This is a genomic window from Rhizobium beringeri (genome assembly GCF_004306515.1).
GTDB lineage: Bacteria > Pseudomonadota > Alphaproteobacteria > Rhizobiales > Rhizobiaceae > Rhizobium > Rhizobium beringeri.
Map to the genome: position 1 here is coordinate 627,903 of NZ_SILG01000001.1, position 19,683 is coordinate 647,585.

Genomic DNA, 19,683 nt, shown 5'->3' on the forward strand with positions numbered 1-19,683 from the left:
TGGCTGGCTGGCAATCCTTACAGCCAGACGATCGTCCGCTCCGTGGTTTCGATCCTGATGATCCGGTCCTGCGGGATCGCGCCTTCCGCAGCGGTGCTTTTCGGCAGGTCGGCGATCGTCTGGAAAAGCGTGCGGATGACGCCGCCATGTGTCACGCAAACCGTCGGACGATCGACGGAGTTCAGCCATGAGCCGGTGCGCCAGGAGAGGATTTCGTAGCTTTCCGCATCATCGCCGGGCGGGATGAAATCCCATTTCGAGGCATTGCGTTCCGCCACCCGCTCACCCTGCGTCGCCTTCAGCTCCTTGAGCGTCGAGCCCTCCCAGTCGCCGAAGGAAATTTCCACCAGCCTCGGATCGGTGCGATAGGTCAGCGGCGGCAGGCCCATGGCGGTGCGCATGATCTCCATGGTCGCGCGTGTTCGCCCGAGCGGGCTTGCGACGAAATCGAATTGGTCGATCGTGTCGCCGAGAATCCCGGCAAGCGCGATGCCATTCTGCCGGGCCTGTTCCAGGCCCGTGGCATTCATCGGGATATCCTTCTGACCCTGCAGGCGACGCTCGGCATTCCAGGCGGTCTGGCCGTGTCTGATCACGTAGATAAGCACGGTCTCAGCTCCGCTCGAAATGCTCTAGTCCTTGATGACGGAAATGTCGGGCGCGTCGACCGCCTTCATGCCGATGACATGATAGCCGCTGTCGGCATGGTGCACTTCGCCGGTGACGGAGCGCGACAGGTCCGACAGGAGATAGAGGCCGACATCGCCGACTTCCTCAATGGTGACGGTACGGCGCAGCGGCGCGTTATATTCGTTCCACTTCAGAATATAGCGGAAATCGCCAATGCCCGAGGCGGCAAGCGTCTTGATCGGTCCGGCCGAGACGGCGTTGACGCGGATGTTCTGCGGCCCGAGGTCTACGGCAAGATACTTGACGCTGGCTTCGAGCGCGGCCTTGGCCACGCCCATGACGTTATAGTTCGGCATCACCTTTTCGGCGCCGTAATAGGTCAGCGTCAGCATGGCGCCGCCATCCGTCATCAGCTTCTCGGCGCGGCGTGCGACCGAGGTGAAGGAATAGACGGAGATCTGCATCGTCTTGGTGAAATTGTCGGGCGAGGTGTCGACGTAGCGGCCGGTCAGCTCGTCCTTGTCGGAAAAGCCGATCGCATGCACGAGGAAATCGATCTTGCCCCAGAGCTTTTGGACGTTTTCGAAAACGGCGTCGATGGTCGCTTCGTCGGCGACGTCACAGTGGCCGACGAGCGTCGCGCCGATTTCGGCGGCGAGCGGCTCGACACGCTTCTTCAGCGCATCGCCCTGATAGGTGAGCGCAACTTCTCCGCCCTGCGCATGAATGGCCTTGGCAATACCCCACGCAATCGAACGATTGTTGGCGACACCCATGATGACGCCGCGTTTGCCTGCCATGAGGCCGGATGCTTGAGCCATATTTCGCTCCCTAGGATTCTGATCGATCCTGCCTATGGCATAGGCCGTTAATCGGTTCAAGCTTGGCCGGGATCATCAACTGTTAGGGATCGTAATAAAGGGTGCGAATGTCATAAAAATTTCATAGGAACAGGCCTTCGCGCATGCTCCGCATGAGATCGGTGATTTTATCGTCGGGTTTTTCCCACAAGATAATGCGCAATTCGACGACGAGATCGCCTCTGCCGCCCTCTTCGCGGGGCAATCCCTGGCCGGGAATTCTAATCGTCTTGTCCGAGCCGGACCATGCGGGGATCGTCACGTTCAGCGGCCCGCTCGGTCCCTCGATGCGCGCTTCGGTGCCGAGCACGGCATTTTCGATGCTAAGCGGCAGCACGGCGTGCAGATCGAAACCGTCGACCGAAAAACGCGGATCGGGCGCAATGCGAATGTTGATGACGGCGTCGCCGCGCTGCATGCCCGGCAGTTTGAATCCCTGTCCCTTGAGCCGCAGCTCGTAACCGTCCGTCGTGCCGGCCGGCAATGCGAAGCCGATTTCACGGCCCTCCGGCAGCGATGCAGTGATCCAGCCGCTCTTCAACACGTCGTCGATCGTCACCGTCGCCGTCGTCACCTCATCCGGTGCTTTATCGAGGCCGGTATCCTTGGCGCCGGTGAAACGGCGCACCAGGTTTGTCAGGATGCTGAGCGGCAGCGACAGGTTGGCGGCGGCATTTGCCCCAGCTTCGCCCGCTTCCTCGTCGCCCTTGGTGTCGGCCTCGGCGGCATCGCCATCCATGCGCTTGCCGGCATCGCCCTGGGCGTTTTGTGTCTGCTGATTTTGGGCTTGCTGATATTGCGTCTGCTGGGCGCGACCCTGCGCCTGGCCACTGGCAGCTGCGCGGGCCTGGGCGCCGAAAATGCGATCCACCATCTCGTCGGCAGCCTCGGCGGAACCTGCCTGTTGCCTGGAGCCGTCGGCGGCAGCCTTCTGGGCGGCGCGCGCCAATTCTTCCATCACGCGTTCGGCATTGGCCTGCGCCGCCTTGGCGCGCACGGCCGCCTCGCGGGCCGCCTGGCGCTGCTGCATGATCGTCTGTTCGTGCTTCTTGGCTTCGGCCATCCGCAGGGCATTGTCGAACAGGCTGCGTTTGCGCGGATCCTTCAGCGTTTCATAGGCGCGGCCGATCTCGGCGAACCGGGCCGTCGCTGTCGGATCATCCTGATTGTGGTCGGGATGGGCTGATTTGGCCATGTTGCGCCAAGCCGCCTTGATCTCGTCTACTGCCGCGTCGCGCTTGACGCCCAGAATTTTATAAGGATCGCGCATGTCAAAACCGCCGGTGTTGTGATGCGGCAAGCCTCGTCCTTGCCCGGCATCCCCGTCCAATAGAGCGTGTGTGGCGCACCCGCCCCAAAGGCAGGAAGAACCACTCTCAACGCCGATCCTGCGGCGGAGTTGCTAATCACTTGTTATTTCTGTGCAGAGATGTGGGGTGTTTCGCGGCGAATGGTTAGCTCTTTGCTAAGCATTGGGCAGAAAGCGGTCGCGCGTTAACCTGTTGGGGACGGCGCTATGCGTCTTTTCGAACGCGCAAAGGGACGCTGTAATATTTTGAACTACCTTAGAGCCTTTCCTGGTCAGATTGAATCATTCTGTTGGCTCAAACGGAGTCGGATGGTCGACCGGCCGGCGCGCGTCGTAGCCCAGCTCTACGGCCAAGCCGGCCGGTCGATCAGCCGGCCCGTTTCAGCCAACCTTCCCGCAGATTTGCCTGGCAATTCTGCAAGACTTAGAAGCGCCGGACGCACCTATTGCTTCGCATGGCGAAGCAGTGCGGCCGGTGGGCCGGGCATCTTTCCGCCAGGATCAAAGGCGATCGGCTCGGACGTACCAGGAGGTATGCCCTTCGCCAATCGCCTTTGCCCTGACGAAAACCTGCTCCGGCAGAAGGCTTCAATCTAACCCGGAAAGGCTCTAGGAGGATCAGCTCTCCGGCTGGAAACTCAGAAGCTGCCAGTTGCCGCCGCCGACAAGGCAGGTCTTGCCGTAGAATTTGGCGATGCCGACATAGGAATGCCGGGTCGTGCGGAACTGGCGGCAGACCTGGCCGGACTCGTTGTTCTCGACGATCGTCTCGATGACGCCGGCGCTGCCGGTCGATGCATTTGCCCAGGGAAGCGGCTGGCCCTCGAGCCTTTGCACGTCGGCCGAGGTCACGGCATTGCGCACGGTCATCTCGTCGGAAAGCGTGTCGGTGCTCGGCGGCGTCTGCGGCACGGTGCCGGTTGCCACCGACCGGTCGACCTTGGCGTCACTCAAGAAATCCATACCGCCGCTGACGCAGCCGGAAAGCGATAACATCGCGGTGCTGATGACGAAGAACGCGCGGCTGCGTCGCCGCAGGCCCCTTGTATGGCGAGATGACTTTGTTATGACTTCCACCCTGCATCCTGTCCAGTTATCAAAAGCTGGGCGAGTTTTGAATAATCCGGGGCATTTGAACCAATATGTCGGCAAACGAGTTAACAAGCGGTGACTTTACCGAAAGTGGCGAACCCTTCAAGCTCTTTGCCGAATGGCTGAAAGAAGCCGAGGCCTCCGAGCCCAACGACCCGAATGCGGTGGCGCTGGCAACGGTCGATGAGGATGGTCTTCCCAATGTCCGCATGGTTCTCCTGAAGGGATTCGACGACGACGGTTTCGTCTTCTACACCAATTTCGAGAGCCAGAAGGGCCGCGAAATTCTTGGCCAGAAAAAGGCTGCCATGTGCTTTCACTGGAAAAGCCTGCGCCGCCAGGTGAGGCTGCGCGGCCCCGTCGAGATCGTCACAGATGCCGAAGCGGACGACTATTTCAAGACGCGTGCGCGCGGCAGCCGCATCGGCGCCTGGGCCTCCAAACAATCCCGTCCGCTCGAAAGCCGTTTCGCGCTGGAAAAGGCGGTGGCCGAATATACCGCCCGCTATGCCATCGGCGAGATTCCGCGCCCCGCCCACTGGTCGGGCTTCCGCATCCGGCCGACCTCGATCGAATTCTGGAAAGATCAGAAATTCCGCCTGCACGACCGGGTCGAATTCCGCCGGCCATCACCGGAAGGCGAATGGGACAAGGTGCGGATGTATCCGTAACGGGCTTTACCTGCCCATCAGCTTCAGCGGTATGCCGGAAGCAAGCGCCGAGACGTAGCGTCGCTTCTGGTAGAAGCCGTTGAGCGAAATGCGTGGGAGATAGCCGGTCAGCTTCGCTGCCGGCAGCCCGGGTTGCGTGGTGACCGCGAGGGTAAAGCCGAGATTGCGAGCGATGCGCGCCTCGCGGGCGGTCGCAGCCTCCGGCGTGCCATAGGGATAGGCGATCGTCTCGGGACGGATACCGGTCACCGCTTCGAGGTAATCGGCCGAAGCCTGCATTTCTATTCGTGCTTCGGCTTCCGGCAGCCGGGCCAGTGCGCGATGGCTGAGCGTATGGGCGCCGAGCGTTGCGAGCGGATGTGCCGCCAGCCATTGCAATTCGCCAGGCCCCATCACCAGCTCGCGGACGATATCCGTCGGCTCGATGCCGTTTTCCCGCGCCAGCAGATCGATGGCGGCGACGGCGCGCGCCTCGTCGGAGCGGTGGATATAGGCGGCGAAGCGATCGAAGGCATGCCATTGCAGCTGCGGACTGTCGAGCGCGAGCCGCTCCATGCCGCGGCCGAAATCGAAGCGGATTTCCGGCACCTGGCGTAAGAGGATCGCCAGCGTCTCCCACCAGATGCTGTGGGAGCCCTCGGCAAAACCCTTGGCGACGAACACCGTGAACGGCGCTTGATGCCGCTCGAATACCGGCAGCGCATGTTCCAGATTGTTGCTGTATCCATCGTCGAGCGTGAAGGCAGCAAACGGCGCTCCTCCCTCGGGCTCCGCCAGCAGCACCGGCACCTCGCCGAGCGGCACGAAGCGATAACCCTCCCGCCGCAGCCGCCGCAGCGCCGCGTCGAGAAAACGCGGGGTGATTTCGAGATGCGCATTCGGCTCGAAGGCCTCTGGCACGTGCGGGCGGACATGATGCAGCGTGAAGACGACGCCGCGCCCGCGCGCTTCGCGCATCAGCCCGGCCGAGGCAAGCAGCCAGGAAACCTCGAGCCCGGCGCCGATCGCTGCGCGTTTTGCCAGTCGCTTGAATTGTCCCGTCATGCGGCGCCCGTCCCTTGCCTTTGCGGGAAACTAGCAAGTGCGACTTAAGCCTTGCTGAATCCCTGTTCGGAACAGGTCTTTGATTTCCTGTTAACCAAGGTGATGAAAAGACTAGAAAAATGATAGGCGTTGCCTCAAAGTCGCGCCAAACTTGCGGCTTCTGTCACATTACGGCACAAATGCCGGTCTGACCGAGAGCCCGGATCAAGGGCTGCGCATCAGGGGCCAGCATATCAGGGGCCAGCGTATGAGGGGAAAGTGCATGAGAAAGCTTTTGGCGGCTGTTTTGACCGTAACGCTTGCCGTTTCGGCGCCCCTTGCGGCCCTTGCCGGAAATGCTTCGCTGATCCTCGATGCCCGGACCGGCAAGGTTCTCGCCGCCGAAAATGCCGATACGCTGAACCATCCGGCCTCGCTGACGAAGATGATGACGCTCTATCTCACCTTCGAGGCGTTGAAGCGCGGCAAGATCGCCTGGGACACTCCGATCACGATTTCGAAATACGCCGCCGCACGGCCGCCGACCAAGCTTGGCGTCAAGGCGGGCGGCACGATCACCGTGCGCGAGGCGGTCTATGGCATGATCGTCAAATCGGCCAATGATGCCGCCTCCGCCATGGGCGAAAAGCTCGCCGGCTCGGAAAGCGGTTTTGCCCGGGTGATGACGGCCAAAGCCCGCCAGCTCGGCATGAGCCGCACCGTCTTCGTCAACGCATCCGGCCTGCCGGACGGCCGCCAGGTCACCACGGCGCGTGACATGTCGACGCTCGCCGTCGCATTGATGAAGAATTATCCGAACGAATACCGGCTGTTTTCAACGGCAAGCTTCAATTTCCGTGGCCGAACCGTGCGCGGCCACAACAATCTCATGTACCGCTATCAAGGCATGGACGGCATCAAGACGGGTTATACCAACGCTTCCGGCTTCAACCTCGTCAGCGCGGTCAGGGATGGCAACCGCCGCGTGGTCGGCGTCGTGCTCGGCGGCCGCACCGCCCGCAGCCGCGACGCCAAGATGGCTGGTTTGCTCGACCGCTATCTCGGCCGTGCCTCGTCTTCCGGCGGCGCAAAGCTGGTGGCGAGCGTCGGCGCGAAAGAAACTGTCGAAGTCGCGTCCGCCGCTGACGCGTCCGATGTTCCGGTGCCGCTCAACGCACCGCGCCAGACCGACGATCTCGCAGCCAAGAGCCTGGCTTATGCCGATGACTCCGTCGTGCCGCTGGATCGTCCCGTCGCTTTGGACGAGATCCTGAACGCCGGCAAGACGCCAAAGACATCAGCAGAGAAGGCCAATGGCGACTGGCAGATTCAGATCTCGGCCGCCCCTAGCGCCGATGCGGCGCGCGCGCTTCTCGCCCAGGCGAAGTCGGAAGCCGGCGCGCCGCTCGTTTCCGCTTCGCCCTATACCGAGGCGGTCGGGCAGGGGGCCAACAAGATCTATCGCGCCCGCTTCGTCGGCTTCGCCAGCAAGGATGCCGCCGTCTCGGCCTGCGATGCCCTGAAGCAGCGCTCCTATGACTGCATGCTGCTGCCGGATCGCGGCTGATCGCCGCCCCGCACTCTGGGCAATCCTGTTCTGGACAATTGTTGGGAATCAGCGTCTCCTCCATAAACAAAAGGAGAACGTCCATGCTGCGCCGCCTCGCCGATCAGTTCGAAACCTCATCCGCGGCCTATGCCGCAGCCAATGGCATCGAGCGGGACCCCGACTGGTTTCTCTTGAAGCTGCAGGAGGAGGTGGGTGAACTCACCCAGGCCTGGAACCGCCTGACCGGCCGCGGGCGCCGCAGGGACCGGACGCCGGAAGAACTCGACCGCGATCTCGCCGACGAAACCGCCGACCTGCTCGGCCACATCCTGCTCTTTGCCCGCCGCAACGATATCGATCTTGCCGCCGCTATCGAGCGGAAGTGGCGGTTCCAGCCGGCGCTGACGTCGAAGGGCTGATGCAAGGCGCTCCACGTTTACGTGCGGCCGTCGGTCTTCGGAAACTTAAATCAGCCGACCTTATAGCGGTAGAATTTGCTGTCCACCGCCATCAGCGGGAAGGAGCGGGGCAGGGCGCTCTTGGCGATCTCGGTAAAGCCGTTCTTCTCGTAGAAGCGATGCGCGGCGACGAACTTGTCGGTTGTGCCGAGGAAGATATCGGTGAGACCAACATCCCTGGCGTGGGCAAACAGGCGATCGAGGAGCCGCGCCGCGACGCCATGCTCGCGGCCGCGAACCTCAGCTGAGACGAACATCTTGCGTAGCGCCGCATGGTTGTTGCCGATATCCTTGAGCCCGACCGTGCCGACGATGGCGCCATCCTTGACGGCGACCCAGAACTGCCCCTTGCCGGACTGGTAGAAATCCGGGATGACCCTGAGATCCGGCTGCGCATCCACGGTGATATCGATGCCGAATTCCTCGCGCTGGATCGGCAGGATCACCGAAAGCACGGCATCGGCGTCATCGACTGTGAAGGTCCTGATTTCGACGTCCGCCATGACCGATCCTTTTGCCTCAGGTCTGCGTGCCGCCGACCGTTACCTGATCCATGCGCAGATGCGGCTGGCCGACGCCGACGGGAACCCATTGGCCGGCCTTGCCGCAATTGCCGATGCCGGTATCGAGCTTCATGTCATTGCCGATCATCGACACCCGCTTCATCGCATCCGGCCCGTTGCCGATCAGCATCGCACCCTTGATCGGCGCACCGACCTTGCCGTTCTCGATCAGATAGGCCTCGGTGCAGCCGAAGACGAACTTGCCGGAGGTGATGTCCACCTGGCCGCCGCCGAAGGAGACGGCATAGATGCCCTTCTTCACCGAGGCGATGATTTCCTCAGGCGTCTTGTCGCCGCCGAGCATGTAGGTGTTGGTCATGCGCGGCATCGGCACATGGGAATAGCCCTGGCGGCGGCCGTTGCCGGTCGGCGCCATGCCCATCAGCCGGGCATTCTGCCGATCCTGCATATAGCCGACGAGCTTGCCGTTTTCGATCAGCACGTTGTAGGCAGACGGCGTGCCCTCGTCGTCGATGGTGATCGAGCCGCGGCGATTGTCGATCGTGCCGTCATCGACGACGGTGACGCCGGGAGCGGCGACCATCTGGCCGAGAAGACCTGAAAAGGCCGAGGTTTTCTTGCGGTTGAAATCGCCTTCCAGCCCATGACCGACGGCCTCGTGCAGCATCACGCCCGGCCAGCCCGAGCCGAGAACGACGTCCATCGTGCCCGCCGGCGCATCGATCGCCTCGAGATTGACGAGCGCCTGGCGCAGCGCCTCGTCGGCGCCGTATTGCCAGCTGCCTTCGGCGATGAAATCGCCGAAGCCGATGCGCCCGCCGTGGCCATAGGAGCCACTCTCCTGCCGCTCGCCTTCGCCGACCATCACCGAAATGTTGATGCGCGTCATCGGCCTGATGTCGCGGACGCGGTGTCCGTCGGCGCGCAGGATGTCGACGACCTGCCAGCTTGCGGCGACCGAGGCCGTCACCTGCCGCACCTTGTCATCCTTGCCCCTCAGATAGGCATCGATGTCCTGCAGGACCTTGACCTTCTCCTCGAAGCTCGGCTGGCCGATCGGGTTCTCGTCGCTGTAGAATTTCTTGTTGGTGCCTTGCGGTGCTGCCGCGTAGGAGCCGGAATAGCCGCGTGTCACCGCGCCGACCGCATCGGCCGCACGCTTCAGCGCCGCCACCGAGAGATCGCCGGCATGGGCATAGCCGACCGCTTCGCCGGCAACGGCGCGCAGGCCGAAACCCTGTTCGGTGTTGAAGCTGCCGCCCTTCAGCCGGCCATTGTCGAAGGTCAGCGCTTCTGCCTGCGCATGCTCGATGAACAGTTCGCCGTCATCGGCGCCCGAAAGCGCCTCAGCCACGTGCTTGCGCATCGTCGCTTCATCGGCATCGAAAAGCGTCAGGAGATCGGTGGTCATGGTATGGCTCCAATGGGCATGCGTTCAGGAGTGCACTTACTCCTAGATAGGGCTCCACATAATAAGGAGTGAAGCCCCGCCGTCGAATTATTCTTTTTTAATGGGATGTGAGAGTTTCCACCGCCTTGTGCTGCGTGGCGGCGCGGCCTTTCTACATAATCAGCTTGGGAGCCGATTTGTTCGAGATGGCGAGCAAACAAATGCCCCTCACCCTAACCTACCAGGTCGAGCCACTCGTCTCGACCCGTCCTGCGGACCCCCGTAAAAACGGGGCGAGGGGACGTGCCTTGCGCGAGGTGAGTGGGGAACGGAGATGTTGCGGCATATCCCCTTCGCCCCGTTTACGGGGAGAAGGTGCCGGCAGGCGGATGAGGGGGCGGACCTACGGAAGCTGCCAATTGCCCTCAGGGCAGGGCATCGAAACCTTCGGCGAAGCCCTTGAGGTCCACGGGGATGCCGATGCCTTCTTCCGGGGTCTGGAAGACGATGAAGGTTGCCTGGGCGCCGCTGCGGAAGGTCTTGAGCAGCTCGTCCTCGAGCACGACTTCGGCATAACAGCCATCGGCGAAGCAGCGGACGAAATAGGCGCGGCCGATATCCTTGCCGTCGACATTGAGCCCGAGGCCGTTCGGCAGCAGCACGCCGAGTGGCGCCAGCACGCGCAGAATCTTCGACTTGCGATCGGCCGTCTTCAGCACGACCACGGAAAGCCCGACTTCCGGCCGATCCTCGGCGATGACGTTTTGCATCAGCGCGCATTGTTCGGTCGCAGCCCCGGCCGGCTTGTCGCAGACGACAGACCATGCGCCATGATTGGACTTTACCGTGCCGGGCGCCGGCGGCTGCGTCTGGCCGGGTGTCACCTGTTCGACATTCGGTTTGGCGGCGCTCGGCTGTTGCGGCGCCGGAGCAGGGGTCGGCGCCGGCGCCGAAGCGGGGGGCTTGGCCTGTGACGGGGCGGGTTGCTGCTGTGCGAAAACGGGCGTCGTCGCTGCGGCCGCGATGCTGGCAGTCAGGAGAAGTGACTGCGCGAGGGAACGGAAACCCATGGAAACCTCTGGATATCGAATCATTGCGGCTATTGTTGAAGCTGCCCACCAAAAATGAAAAGCCCCACCCCGTGAAAACCGGGGGACTGCGGCGGAAATTGGACCTTTGCGAAATAATGTGTCGCGCGCGGATTGGCCGGAAAGCCGATTTTTCATATGCTGATGAAAAACTTGGGATGTTTTGCCGTTCTGACCTGCCTATGCTTTGAGCAAAAATGCCGCATAGACAATTGCTCTGACCTGTTGCGGCAAATGCCAAACTGTGGTTTGAAGCGCTGAAGATGGCAAGGATTCTGCGTTCTATTTTGCAGGTCAAGCGCTCGAGGGAGATAATAAGGTGATGAAGAAGGCTTATGCAGCCCTGACCACGCTGGTCTGTCTGCTTTTTGCTTCCGGCACATATGCCGACCAGCCCATGCCGTGGCAGGCAACGCTGCAGCCGGCGGCAACGCCGATCATGCGGGAAATCCATTGGTTCGAACAATATACCCTGTGGTTTATCGTTCCGATCACGCTTTTCGTCCTGGTCCTGCTCATCGTCGTCTGTTTCAAGTTCCGCGCCAGCGCGAACCCGGTTCCCTCGAAGACGAGCCACAACACGCTGATCGAGATTGCCTGGACCGTGGGGCCGGTCCTGGTGCTTCTTCTTCTCGCCATTCCTTCGTTCAACCTGCTGACGGCGCAGCTGACGCTGCCTGAAAACCCCGACGTCACGATCAAGGCGACCGCCACCCAGTGGCAGTGGAACTACGAATATGAAGGTTCGGGCGAAAGCCCGCTGGCTTTCGATTCCTACCTCTTGAAGGATCAGGACCGCGCGGCCGCCGGCAAGGAAGACAAGTCGATCTATCCCAGACTTCTGGCCGTCGATAACGAGCTGGTCCTGCCGGTCAACAAGACGGTCCGTGTTCTCGTGACCTCAGCGCCGACCGACGTCATCCACGCTTTCGCCATGCCTTCCTTCGGCGTCAAGATCGATGCCGTGCCGGGCCGCCTGAACGAGACCTGGTTCAGGGCCGAACGCGAAGGCCTGTTCTACGGCCAGTGTTCCGAGCTCTGCGGCAAGGACCATGCGTTCATGCCGATCGCCATCCGCGTCGTCTCCGAGGACAAGTACAAGCAGTGGCTGACCGCAGCCGCCAGCGACCTGCCCGGCGCCTACAAGACACTCATGGCTGCAACCGATGGTCCCGCAAAGACCGTCAACGTCGCCGAAGCACAGTAATTAAGGGGACCGGGACAATGGCTGGACCTTCCGCTCACGACGATCATTCTCATGATCACGCCCACCATGACCACGCGCATGACGATCACCATGATCACGCGCACAAGCCGAGCTTTGCCAATCGCTGGCTGTTTTCGACCAACCACAAGGACATCGGCACGCTCTACCTGATCTTCGCGATCATTGCCGGCATCATCGGCGGCGCGCTGTCGGTTGCCATGCGCATGGAGCTGCAGGAACCGGGCATCCAGATCTTCCACGGACTGGCCTCGATGGTCTACGGCTATGAGGGCGATGCCGCAATCGACGGCGCCAAGCAGATGTTCAACATGTTCACGACAGCGCACGCGCTGATCATGATCTTCTTCATGGTCATGCCGGCGATGATCGGTGGTTTTGCCAACTGGATGGTGCCGATCATGATCGGCGCGCCTGACATGGCTTTCCCGCGTCTGAACAACATCTCCTTCTGGCTCATCGTTCCCGCCTTCGCGCTGCTGCTGCTGTCGATGTTCGTCGAAGGCCCGGCAGGCGCTTATGGCACGGGCGGCGGCTGGACGATGTATCCGCCGCTGGCAACGACCGGCACGCCGGGACCGGCGGTCGATCTTGCGATCTTTGCCCTCCACATTGCCGGCGCCTCGTCGATCCTCGGTGCGATCAACTTCATCACCACGATCCTCAACATGCGCGCTCCCGGCATGACGCTGCACAAGATGCCGCTGTTTGCCTGGTCCGTGCTGATCACCGCCTTCCTGCTGCTGCTGTCGCTGCCGGTTCTGGCAGGCGGCATCACCATGCTGCTCACCGACCGCAACTTCGGTACCTCCTTCTTCTCTCCGGAAGGCGGCGGCGACCCGATCCTTTACCAGCACCTGTTCTGGTTCTTCGGTCACCCCGAGGTCTACATCCTCATCCTGCCGGGCTTCGGCATGGTCAGCCACATCATCTCGACCTTTTCGAAGAAGCCGATCTTCGGCTACCTCGGCATGGCCTACGCCATGGTCGCGATCGGCGCCGTCGGCTTCGTCGTCTGGGCCCACCACATGTACACGGTCGGCCTGTCGCTCGACGCGCAGCGCTACTTCGTCTTCGCGACGATGGTCATCGCCGTCCCGACGGGCGTGAAGATCTTCTCTTGGATCGCGACGATGTGGGGCGGCTCGATCTCGTTCCGCACGCCGATGCTCTGGGCGATCGGCTTCATCTTCCTGTTCACGGTCGGCGGCGTCACCGGCGTCCAGCTCGCCAATGCCGGTCTCGACCGCTCGCTGCATGACACCTATTACGTCGTGGCCCACTTCCACTACGTTCTGTCGCTCGGCGCCGTCTTCGCGATCTTCGCCGGCTGGTACTACTGGTTCCCGAAGATGACCGGCTACATGTACAACGAGCTGGTCGGCAAGCTGCATTTCTGGATCATGTTCATCGGCGTCAACCTGGTGTTCTTCCCGCAGCACTTCCTCGGCCTTGCCGGCATGCCGCGCCGCTACATCGATTATCCGGATGCCTTTGCCGGCTGGAACTATGTTTCCTCCATCGGCTCCTACATCTCGGCCTTCGGTGTGCTGATCTTCCTCTACGGCGTCTTCGAAGCCTTCGCCAAGAAGCGCGTCGCCGGCGACAATCCGTGGGGTGAGGGTGCAACGACGCTCGAATGGCAGTTGCCTTCGCCGCCGCCCTATCACCAGTGGGAACAGCTTCCGCGCATCAAGTAATTTGCGCGGACATCAGGACGCCGCTTTCGATACGGCGTCCTGATGGTAAGACATTCAGGACAGAATGATGACGGTCATCGACAATCACGAGGTGCTTGCAAAGGACGGCGAATTGTCGGAAGCGAGTGCGCGCGATTATTTCGAATTGTTGAAGCCACGGGTCATGTCGCTCGTGGTCTTCACTGCCTTTGCCGGTCTGGTGCTGGCGCCGGGCCACATCCATCCCGTCCTCGGCCTGATCGCCATTCTCTGTATCGCCGTCGGCGCCGGCGCCTCCGGTGCGCTGAACATGTGGTATGACGCCGATATCGACGCCATCATGAGCCGCACCGCCAACCGTCCGATCCCGGCCGGCCGCATCGCACCGTCCGAGGCTCTCGCCTTCGGCCTGGTGCTGTCAGGCTTCTCGGTGGTGATCCTCGGCCTGGCCGTCAACTGGCTCTCGGCCGGCATCCTCGCCTTCACCATCTTCTTCTATGCCGTCGTCTACACCATGTGGCTGAAGCGCTCGACGCCGCAGAACATCGTCATCGGCGGCGCTGCCGGCGCCTTCCCGCCGATGATCGGCTGGGCCTGCGTGACCAACAGCGTGACGATCGAGAGCACCGTTCTCTTCCTCATCATCTTCCTGTGGACACCGGCGCATTTCTGGGCGCTTGCCCTCTTCAAGATGCGCGATTACGAGGCCGTCGGCGTGCCGATGCTGCCGAACGTCGCCGGCGAGCGGGTGACCAAGCATCAGATCGTCGCCTATGCGGTGCTGACCGCCGTCTGCGCGGTATTGCCGTCCTTCCTCGGTTTCGCGAGCCTCGGTTATGGCCTCGTCGCTGCGGCCCTCGGCGCGATCTTCATATACTGTTCCATCGCCGTCTGGCGCATGCCCGACGGCGATGTGAAGATGATCCCGGCGAAGAAGCTCTTCGGCTTCTCGATCTTCTATCTCTTCGCCGTGTTCTCCGCCTTGATGATCGACCGGCTGGCCTCGCTGCTGGTCTCGCATGCGGGAGGTTGGTTCTGATGGAATTGATCAAGCTTACGGAAGCGCAGCGCAAGTCGCGCCGCAACCGCAACGTCGCCCTCGGGCTGGTGCTTGCCGGCCTCGTCATTCTCTTCTACGCGATCACCATCGTGAAGATCGGCGGGGGAGTGGCGGGATGAGCGAAAACGCCGATACACCGAAGAAGCAGGGCCGCAACAACGGCGCCGTCGTGATGATGTGCCTGAGCTTCGTCTTCGGCATGGGCGCGATGAGCTATGCCGCCGTGCCGCTTTATCGCATCTTCTGCCAGGTGACCGGCTATAACGGCACGACGCAGCGCGTCGACCAGGTGTCGAGCGTCGTGCTCGACCGCACGATGCGCGTCACCTTCGACGCCAATGTTGCGCCCGGCCTGCAATGGGAATTCAAGCCGGTCGAGCGCGAGGTCAATCCGAAGATCGGCGAGACGATCCAGGTCAATTTCACCGCCGAGAATCGTTCGAACGAAACCCAGCGCGGCCAGGCGGTTTTCAACGTCACGCCGGGGGAAGCGGGCGTCTATTTCAACAAGGTGCAATGTTTCTGCTTTACGGAAACGGACCTGAAGCCGGGCGAGAAGCTCGACATGCCTGTCGTGTTCTACATCGATCCTGAAATCGTCAAGGCCGTGGAATCCAGGGATATCCACACGGTCACGCTGTCATATACGTTCTACCCGAAAGAGGGTCCGAAGCCGGTGGCTTCGAATGAGGGTGGAGCGGAGAAGATTGAAAAGAAACTTTGATCAAGGCTCGTTTCCGGCTATGCCGGGAGCGGAGTGAAGGAAGACATCCGGGGATAACGACATGGCCGATGCTCACCAGAAGAATCACGACTATCACATCATCGATCCGAGCCCGTGGCCGATTCTCGCCTCGCTCGGCGCCTTCATCATGGCGATCGGCGGCGTCTGCTACATGCGTTATCTCAACGGCGGTTCGTTCAAGGTCGCCGGCGCGGAGCTCGCCAATCCCTGGCTCTTCTACATCGGCTTCGCGCTGGTGCTCTATGTCATGTACGGCTGGTGGGCCGATACGGTGAAGGAAGCCCATGAGGGCGCCCATACCCGCGTCGTCTCGCTGCACCTGCGCTACGGCATGATCATGTTCATCGCTTCGGAAGTGATGTTCTTCGTCGCCTGGTTCTGGGCCTATTTCGACGCCAGCCTCTATCCGAACGAAGCGATCCAGGCCTCGCGCCTGCTCTATACCGGCGGCACCTGGCCGCCGAAGGGCATCGAGGTCCTCGATCCCTGGCACCTGCCGATCTACAACACCGTCATCCTGCTCCTGTCGGGCACGACGGTCACCTGGGCGCACCATGCGCTGCTGCACAACGACCGCAAGGGCCTGATCCAGGGCCTGACGCTGACGGTGGTGCTCGGCGTGTTGTTCTCCAGCGTCCAGGCCTATGAATATGCCCACGCGCCCTTCGCCTTCAAGAATTCGATCTACGGCGCGACCTTCTTCATGGCGACCGGCTTCCACGGTTTCCACGTCCTCGTCGGCACGATCTTCCTGGGTGTCTGCCTGATCCGCGCGCTGCGCGGCGACTTCACCCCGAAGCAGCATTTCGGCTTCGAGGCGGCAGCCTGGTACTGGCATTTCGTCGACGTCGTCTGGCTGTTCCTGTTCTTCTGCATCTACGTTTGGGGCGGCTGGGGCGCACCCCTCGCAGCCGGCTGATCGGAACCATAGTCAAGCAAAAGGCGGGCCTCGTGCCCGCCTTTTTTATTGGCAAATCTCGTTTTGCTTGGCCTCGTGCCACGGCTGTTCGGTTAGAGCTCTGGCTGCCCCTCACCCTCACCCTCTCCCCGTTCTGACGGGGAGAGGGGACGTGCCCTGCGAGAGGTGAGCGGCGAACGGAGAGGCCGCGGCATATCCCTTCTCCCCCGCAGGCGGGGGTCTGAAGGACGGGTCGAGACCTGTGGCTCGACCCCGGTCGGTGCCGGCAGCCGGCAGCGGCAATCTCCTGGCTGAGGTTAGGACCCCTTCGAGCTAGCTCTTTTCGCCTCAGCGCGCCCCGGCGATCCGTTCGAAAGCCGAAGGCTGGGGAATACCGAGATCCAGCTGGTGGCGGATCGCCTCGGCGCATTCGAGCGGTGTCAGCACTGACGTATCGACCTCCATATCGTAGATGCCGGGCCGATGAACCTCGTCCTGCCAGCGTTGCACCGGTTCTGGAACGGGCACGTCCTCCGTGGCGCTGAGATAAACCGTCTCGCGCCCTTCCTGGACAATCTCGCGCCGCTGCATGATTGTCTCGATCGGACAGCGCACGCCGACGAACAGCACGGGGAAGTCTTCCAGGCGCCGGGCGCAATCGCCGAGGATGCCGAGCGGCTGCGAATAGCTGTCATGGTGGCCGAGATCGGCGATGACATTGAGGCCCAGGCTGGCATGGATTGCGATCGATTCGTAGAGTGCCGCATAAAAGAAAGGCACCAGTTCCTCCAGGTCCGGCCGCTCGCCGCCCGGCCGCAGTCCGATGCCCGGCAGGTAGCGCTTCGGTGTCATGGCATTGTAGCCGTCGACGCCGAGGTTGAGCCACGGCCCCTCGAAGTGTTCCTGTACTGCGCGCGCGATGCTTGATTTGCCGCTCCGCGGCGCGCCGTTCAGGATAATGATCTGCACGGAATGGTTATCACTGGTCATCAGTCTTCTTCTTCTGTTTGGCGCGAATCACTACAGCGCCGCGCGACTTTTCAGACGCGGCAAGGACGCTGTAACACTTTGAATTGCTGTTTAGTTCCTCACATCGATTCCGATGTGAAGAACTATCAGCGGGACGAAAAAGCGCAGGCATTTCCATTCGGGATGCGAATACTTTATGGGAGAGTTAAGGCAGCATCGAAAAAGCCGCGGCCGCCAGGCTGTCGGAAGGAATGGCCGGAAGGAATGGAATGAACGAGGACAGCGCCCATTTTCCCCCCGTCGATCCGGTGAAAACCGGCATCAAGGGCTGCTGCCCGCGCTGCGGCCAGGGCAAGCTGTTCGACGGCCTGCTCGGCGTAAAGCCGCGTTGCGCCGCCTGCGGTCTCGATTATTCCTTTGCCGATTCCGGTGACGGCCCCGCCGTCTTCGTCATTCTCATCGTCGGCTTCATCATCATCGGCATGGTGTTGTGGCTGCAGGTGAATTACGGGCCGCCGATCTGGGTGCATATCCTGCTCTTTGCTCCGTTGACGATCGTCCTGTCGCTGCTGACGCTGCGCTGGTTCAAGGGCATCCTGATCGCCATGCAATACCGTCATAATGCCCGCGAAGGACGCCTGAGTGACTGAAATAGTGCATGTAACGCCGCGCCGCCGGCTGCCTGTCTTGACCGGTATCCTGGTGCTGATCGCCCTTGCCATCCTGATTTCGCTCGGCACCTGGCAGGTGGAGCGCCTGCACTGGAAAGAGGGCCTGCTCGCCGATATCGCCGCGCGGCAGGCAGCAAGCCCCGTGCCGCTTGCCGACATCGAGGCGATGGCGGCTGCAGGCGGCGACATCGAATACCGCAAGGTCACCGCCACCGGCCGCTATATCAACAACAAGGAGCGGCACTTCTTCGCCACCTGGCGCGGCCAGACCGGCTATTACATCTACACCCCGCTGGAGCTTGCCGACGGGCGCATTCTCTTCGTCAATCGCGGTTTCGTTCCCTTTGACAACAAGGAGCCTGAAATGCGCATGCAGGGCCAGCTGACGGATCAGCAGACCGTCACCGGCCTGGCGCGCGAAAAGCTTCCCGGCAAGCCCTCCTGGGTGGTGCCCGACAACGACGTCGCCAAGAACATTTTCTACTGGAAGGATCTCGACGTCATGGCCTCCAGCGTCGGGCTGGAGAAATCGAGCGTCATTCCCTTTTTCGTCGATGCCGATTCCACCCCCAATCCGGCCGGCCTGCCGATCGGCGGCGTCACCCAGGTGGATCTGCCGAACGACCATCTGCAATATGCTTTCACCTGGTACGGACTGGCCGCCGTGCTTATCGTCGTGGTGGCGATCTCCTGGTTCCGCAAGGGCGCCAAGACACCTCAGCAATAGTATCACTTCAATTCTCGACCATATTGGGCTAGAGGTCCCTAAATCTCTCAACCCGGAACAGACATGAATATTGCGGCGAAACCTCCTTTGACGATCAGGCTCTGCGGTCCGCGCGGCTTCTGCGCCGGTGTCGACCGTGCCATCCAGATTGTCGTGCTGGCGCTGAAATCCTATGGCGCGCCGGTCTATGTGCGCCACGAGATCGTCCACAATCGTTATGTCGTCGAGGGACTGGAGGCCAAGGGCGCCGTCTTCGTCGAGGAGCTGGACGAGATCCCGGCCGAACATCGTGCCCAGCCGGTGGTCTTCTCCGCCCATGGCGTGCCGAAATCCGTGCCGGAGGATGCGGCAAGCCGCAACCTTTTCTATCTCGACGCCACCTGCCCGCTGGTCTCCAAGGTCCACAAGCAGGCAATGCGCCACAATCGCCTCGGCCGCCATGTCGTCCTTATCGGCCATGCCGGTCATCCGGAGGTGATCGGTACGATGGGTCAGCTGCCGGAGGGGTCCGTTTCGCTGATCGAGACGATCGAGGATGCCGACGCCTATGTCCCCGTCGATCCCGACAATCTCGGCTATGTCACCCAGACGACGCTGTCGGTCGATGACACCGCCGGCGTCATCGCCCGCCTGCACGAACGCTTCCCGAACCTGATGGCGCCGGCAGCGGATTCGATCTGTTATGCGACGACCAACCGCCAGGAAGTGGTGAAGCAGGCAGCCCCGGGCTGCGATCTCTTCATCATAGTCGGCGCGCCGAATTCGTCCAATTCCAAGCGCCTCGTCGAAGTGGCGCTCAGGGCAGGGGCGAAGAAGTCCATCCTCGTGCAGCGCGCCGCCGAGCTCGACTGGGACGAGATCGGCACGATTTCGACGCTCGGCCTTTCCGCCGGCGCTTCCGCCCCCGAGGTCATCGTCAACGAGATCATCGAGGCTTTCCGCGCCCGCTTCGACGCTCGCGTCGAATTGGCCGAAACGGTGCAGGAAACCGAAAACTTCCTCGTCAACCGCGAACTGCGCAATATCGAGCTGACGGCGGCCGACATGGCTTTCGTCAACGGCTAGATCGGCCATTCGGCCTGGCGTGCACTCCGGCAAATCCAATATCAACAAGG

Annotated in this window: 21 protein-coding genes; 12 read left to right on the forward strand and 9 right to left on the reverse strand. The window is 61.8% G+C overall.

Annotated features, from left to right (window positions below; translation table 11 throughout):
* Positions 1-17 precede the first annotated feature (17 nt).
* The 4 genes from ELH03_RS03140 to ELH03_RS03165 all read right to left on the reverse strand — a co-directional run bounded on the left by ELH03_RS03140 (position 18) and on the right by ELH03_RS03165 (position 3,876).
* On the reverse strand, positions 18-608 hold the full coding sequence (locus ELH03_RS03140) for a histidine phosphatase family protein (protein ID WP_130766012.1): 591 nt from the start codon (positions 606-608) through the stop codon (positions 18-20).
* Positions 609-632: 24 nt separating this feature from the next.
* A complete protein-coding gene (gene fabI / locus ELH03_RS03145) occupies positions 633-1,451 on the reverse strand; it encodes an enoyl-ACP reductase FabI (protein ID WP_128411463.1) in 819 nt (272 codons plus the stop codon).
* 121 nt (positions 1,452-1,572) lie between these two features.
* A complete protein-coding gene (locus ELH03_RS03150; protein ID WP_197729976.1) occupies positions 1,573-2,790 on the reverse strand; it encodes a J domain-containing protein in 1,218 nt (405 codons plus the stop codon).
* Between the two features lie 627 nt (positions 2,791-3,417).
* Entirely contained in the window at positions 3,418-3,876 is a 459-nt protein-coding gene (locus tag ELH03_RS03165; protein WP_128405173.1) for an RT0821/Lpp0805 family surface protein, read from the reverse strand.
* Positions 3,877-3,941: 65 nt separating this feature from the next.
* On the opposite strand from ELH03_RS03165, the gene pdxH reads away from it, so the two are divergent.
* Complete coding sequence (gene pdxH / locus ELH03_RS03170; RefSeq protein ID WP_012756311.1) at positions 3,942-4,562, forward strand: pyridoxamine 5'-phosphate oxidase; 621 nt, start codon at positions 3,942-3,944, stop codon at positions 4,560-4,562.
* A gap of 6 nt (positions 4,563-4,568) precedes the next feature.
* Here the strand turns inward: pdxH and ELH03_RS03175 are convergent, their stop codons facing one another.
* Positions 4,569-5,606: a polysaccharide deacetylase family protein gene (locus ELH03_RS03175; protein ID WP_128410916.1), complete on the reverse strand. Its 1,038-nt coding sequence runs from the start codon at positions 5,604-5,606 to the stop codon at positions 4,569-4,571.
* Positions 5,607-5,868: 262 nt separating this feature from the next.
* On the opposite strand from ELH03_RS03175, the gene ELH03_RS03180 reads away from it, so the two are divergent.
* Complete coding sequence (locus ELH03_RS03180; protein WP_130766013.1) at positions 5,869-7,152, forward strand: D-alanyl-D-alanine carboxypeptidase family protein; 1,284 nt, start codon at positions 5,869-5,871, stop codon at positions 7,150-7,152.
* 83 nt (positions 7,153-7,235) lie between these two features.
* The gene (locus ELH03_RS03185) at positions 7,236-7,553 is read left to right on the forward strand and encodes a nucleoside triphosphate pyrophosphohydrolase family protein (protein ID WP_012756314.1); all 318 of its coding nucleotides are present in this window, start codon (positions 7,236-7,238) and stop codon (positions 7,551-7,553) included.
* A gap of 50 nt (positions 7,554-7,603) precedes the next feature.
* Here ELH03_RS03185 and ELH03_RS03190 read toward each other — a convergent pair whose 3' ends face one another.
* The 3 genes from ELH03_RS03190 to ELH03_RS03200 all read right to left on the reverse strand — a co-directional run bounded on the left by ELH03_RS03190 (position 7,604) and on the right by ELH03_RS03200 (position 10,600).
* Complete coding sequence (locus ELH03_RS03190) at positions 7,604-8,095, reverse strand: GNAT family N-acetyltransferase (protein ID WP_128405170.1); 492 nt, start codon at positions 8,093-8,095, stop codon at positions 7,604-7,606.
* A 16-nt stretch (positions 8,096-8,111) separates the two neighbouring features.
* Positions 8,112-9,527: a metalloprotease TldD gene (gene tldD, locus ELH03_RS03195; protein WP_128405169.1), complete on the reverse strand. Its 1,416-nt coding sequence runs from the start codon at positions 9,525-9,527 to the stop codon at positions 8,112-8,114.
* Between the two features lie 404 nt (positions 9,528-9,931).
* Complete coding sequence (locus tag ELH03_RS03200) at positions 9,932-10,600, reverse strand: invasion associated locus B family protein (RefSeq protein ID WP_197727702.1); 669 nt, start codon at positions 10,598-10,600, stop codon at positions 9,932-9,934.
* A 316-nt stretch (positions 10,601-10,916) separates the two neighbouring features.
* Between ELH03_RS03200 and coxB the strand changes: the two genes are divergently transcribed.
* The 6 genes from coxB to ELH03_RS03225 all read left to right on the forward strand — a co-directional run bounded on the left by coxB (position 10,917) and on the right by ELH03_RS03225 (position 16,222).
* Complete coding sequence (gene coxB / locus ELH03_RS03205) at positions 10,917-11,801, forward strand: cytochrome c oxidase subunit II (RefSeq protein WP_018449294.1); 885 nt, start codon at positions 10,917-10,919, stop codon at positions 11,799-11,801.
* A gap of 17 nt (positions 11,802-11,818) precedes the next feature.
* Entirely contained in the window at positions 11,819-13,519 is a 1,701-nt protein-coding gene (ctaD, locus tag ELH03_RS03210; RefSeq protein WP_105005162.1) for a cytochrome c oxidase subunit I, read from the forward strand.
* 67 nt (positions 13,520-13,586) lie between these two features.
* The gene (locus ELH03_RS03215) at positions 13,587-14,537 is read left to right on the forward strand and encodes a heme o synthase (RefSeq protein ID WP_130712538.1); all 951 of its coding nucleotides are present in this window, start codon (positions 13,587-13,589) and stop codon (positions 14,535-14,537) included.
* Entirely contained in the window at positions 14,537-14,677 is a 141-nt protein-coding gene (locus tag ELH03_RS37225; protein ID WP_164902196.1) for a cytochrome c oxidase system small membrane protein, read from the forward strand. Before ELH03_RS03215 ends, ELH03_RS37225 begins: the two co-directional genes overlap by 1 nt.
* The gene (locus ELH03_RS03220) at positions 14,674-15,282 is read left to right on the forward strand and encodes a cytochrome c oxidase assembly protein (protein ID WP_128405167.1); all 609 of its coding nucleotides are present in this window, start codon (positions 14,674-14,676) and stop codon (positions 15,280-15,282) included. Before ELH03_RS37225 ends, ELH03_RS03220 begins: the two co-directional genes overlap by 4 nt.
* A 61-nt stretch (positions 15,283-15,343) precedes the next feature.
* The gene (locus tag ELH03_RS03225; protein WP_105005164.1) at positions 15,344-16,222 is read left to right on the forward strand and encodes a cytochrome c oxidase subunit 3; all 879 of its coding nucleotides are present in this window, start codon (positions 15,344-15,346) and stop codon (positions 16,220-16,222) included.
* A gap of 327 nt (positions 16,223-16,549) precedes the next feature.
* Here the strand turns inward: ELH03_RS03225 and ELH03_RS03230 are convergent, their stop codons facing one another.
* Positions 16,550-17,191 (reverse strand): chloramphenicol phosphotransferase CPT family protein, encoded by a 642-nt coding sequence (locus tag ELH03_RS03230; RefSeq protein WP_130766014.1) that lies wholly within the window; start codon positions 17,189-17,191, stop codon positions 16,550-16,552.
* A gap of 248 nt (positions 17,192-17,439) precedes the next feature.
* On the opposite strand from ELH03_RS03230, the gene ELH03_RS03235 reads away from it, so the two are divergent.
* The 3 genes from ELH03_RS03235 (at position 17,440) to ispH (ending at position 19,633) form a co-directional block, all read left to right on the forward strand.
* Positions 17,440-17,820, forward strand: a complete 381-nt coding sequence (locus ELH03_RS03235; RefSeq protein ID WP_130766015.1) for a DUF983 domain-containing protein — start codon at positions 17,440-17,442, stop codon at positions 17,818-17,820.
* Positions 17,813-18,568 carry an SURF1 family protein gene (locus ELH03_RS03240; protein ID WP_130766016.1) on the forward strand — a complete coding sequence of 252 codons (756 nt, stop codon included), beginning with the start codon at positions 17,813-17,815 and terminating at the stop codon, positions 18,566-18,568. The genes ELH03_RS03235 and ELH03_RS03240 overlap by 8 nt, the downstream gene beginning before the upstream one ends.
* A gap of 63 nt (positions 18,569-18,631) precedes the next feature.
* Positions 18,632-19,633 (forward strand): 4-hydroxy-3-methylbut-2-enyl diphosphate reductase, encoded by a 1,002-nt coding sequence (gene ispH / locus ELH03_RS03245; RefSeq protein WP_128405163.1) that lies wholly within the window; start codon positions 18,632-18,634, stop codon positions 19,631-19,633.
* Positions 19,634-19,683: the final 50 nt, after the last annotated feature.

Excerpts from the sequence above, each read along its gene's own strand:
- fabI (WP_128411463.1), bottom strand. The coding sequence starts at position 1,451 with ATGGCTCAAGCATCCGGCCTCATGGCAGGCAAACGCGGCGTCATCATG.
- pdxH (WP_012756311.1), top strand. The coding sequence starts at position 3,942 with ATGTCGGCAAACGAGTTAACAAGCGGTGACTTTACCGAAAGTGGCGAA.
- ELH03_RS03175 (WP_128410916.1), bottom strand. The coding sequence starts at position 5,606 with ATGACGGGACAATTCAAGCGACTGGCAAAACGCGCAGCGATCGGCGCC.
- ELH03_RS03180 (WP_130766013.1), top strand. The coding sequence starts at position 5,869 with ATGAGAAAGCTTTTGGCGGCTGTTTTGACCGTAACGCTTGCCGTTTCG.
- ELH03_RS03185 (WP_012756314.1), top strand. The coding sequence starts at position 7,236 with ATGCTGCGCCGCCTCGCCGATCAGTTCGAAACCTCATCCGCGGCCTAT.
- ELH03_RS03190 (WP_128405170.1), bottom strand. The coding sequence starts at position 8,095 with ATGGCGGACGTCGAAATCAGGACCTTCACAGTCGATGACGCCGATGCC.
- tldD (WP_128405169.1), bottom strand. The coding sequence starts at position 9,527 with ATGACCACCGATCTCCTGACGCTTTTCGATGCCGATGAAGCGACGATG.
- ELH03_RS03200 (WP_197727702.1), bottom strand. The coding sequence starts at position 10,600 with ATGATTCGATATCCAGAGGTTTCCATGGGTTTCCGTTCCCTCGCGCAG.
- coxB (WP_018449294.1), top strand. The coding sequence starts at position 10,917 with ATGAAGAAGGCTTATGCAGCCCTGACCACGCTGGTCTGTCTGCTTTTT.
- ctaD (WP_105005162.1), top strand. The coding sequence starts at position 11,819 with ATGGCTGGACCTTCCGCTCACGACGATCATTCTCATGATCACGCCCAC.
- ELH03_RS03215 (WP_130712538.1), top strand. The coding sequence starts at position 13,587 with ATGACGGTCATCGACAATCACGAGGTGCTTGCAAAGGACGGCGAATTG.
- ELH03_RS37225 (WP_164902196.1), top strand. The coding sequence starts at position 14,537 with ATGGAATTGATCAAGCTTACGGAAGCGCAGCGCAAGTCGCGCCGCAAC.
- ELH03_RS03220 (WP_128405167.1), top strand. The coding sequence starts at position 14,674 with ATGAGCGAAAACGCCGATACACCGAAGAAGCAGGGCCGCAACAACGGC.
- ELH03_RS03225 (WP_105005164.1), top strand. The coding sequence starts at position 15,344 with ATGGCCGATGCTCACCAGAAGAATCACGACTATCACATCATCGATCCG.
- ELH03_RS03230 (WP_130766014.1), bottom strand. The coding sequence starts at position 17,191 with ATGACCAGTGATAACCATTCCGTGCAGATCATTATCCTGAACGGCGCG.
- ELH03_RS03235 (WP_130766015.1), top strand. The coding sequence starts at position 17,440 with ATGAACGAGGACAGCGCCCATTTTCCCCCCGTCGATCCGGTGAAAACC.
- ispH (WP_128405163.1), top strand. The coding sequence starts at position 18,632 with ATGAATATTGCGGCGAAACCTCCTTTGACGATCAGGCTCTGCGGTCCG.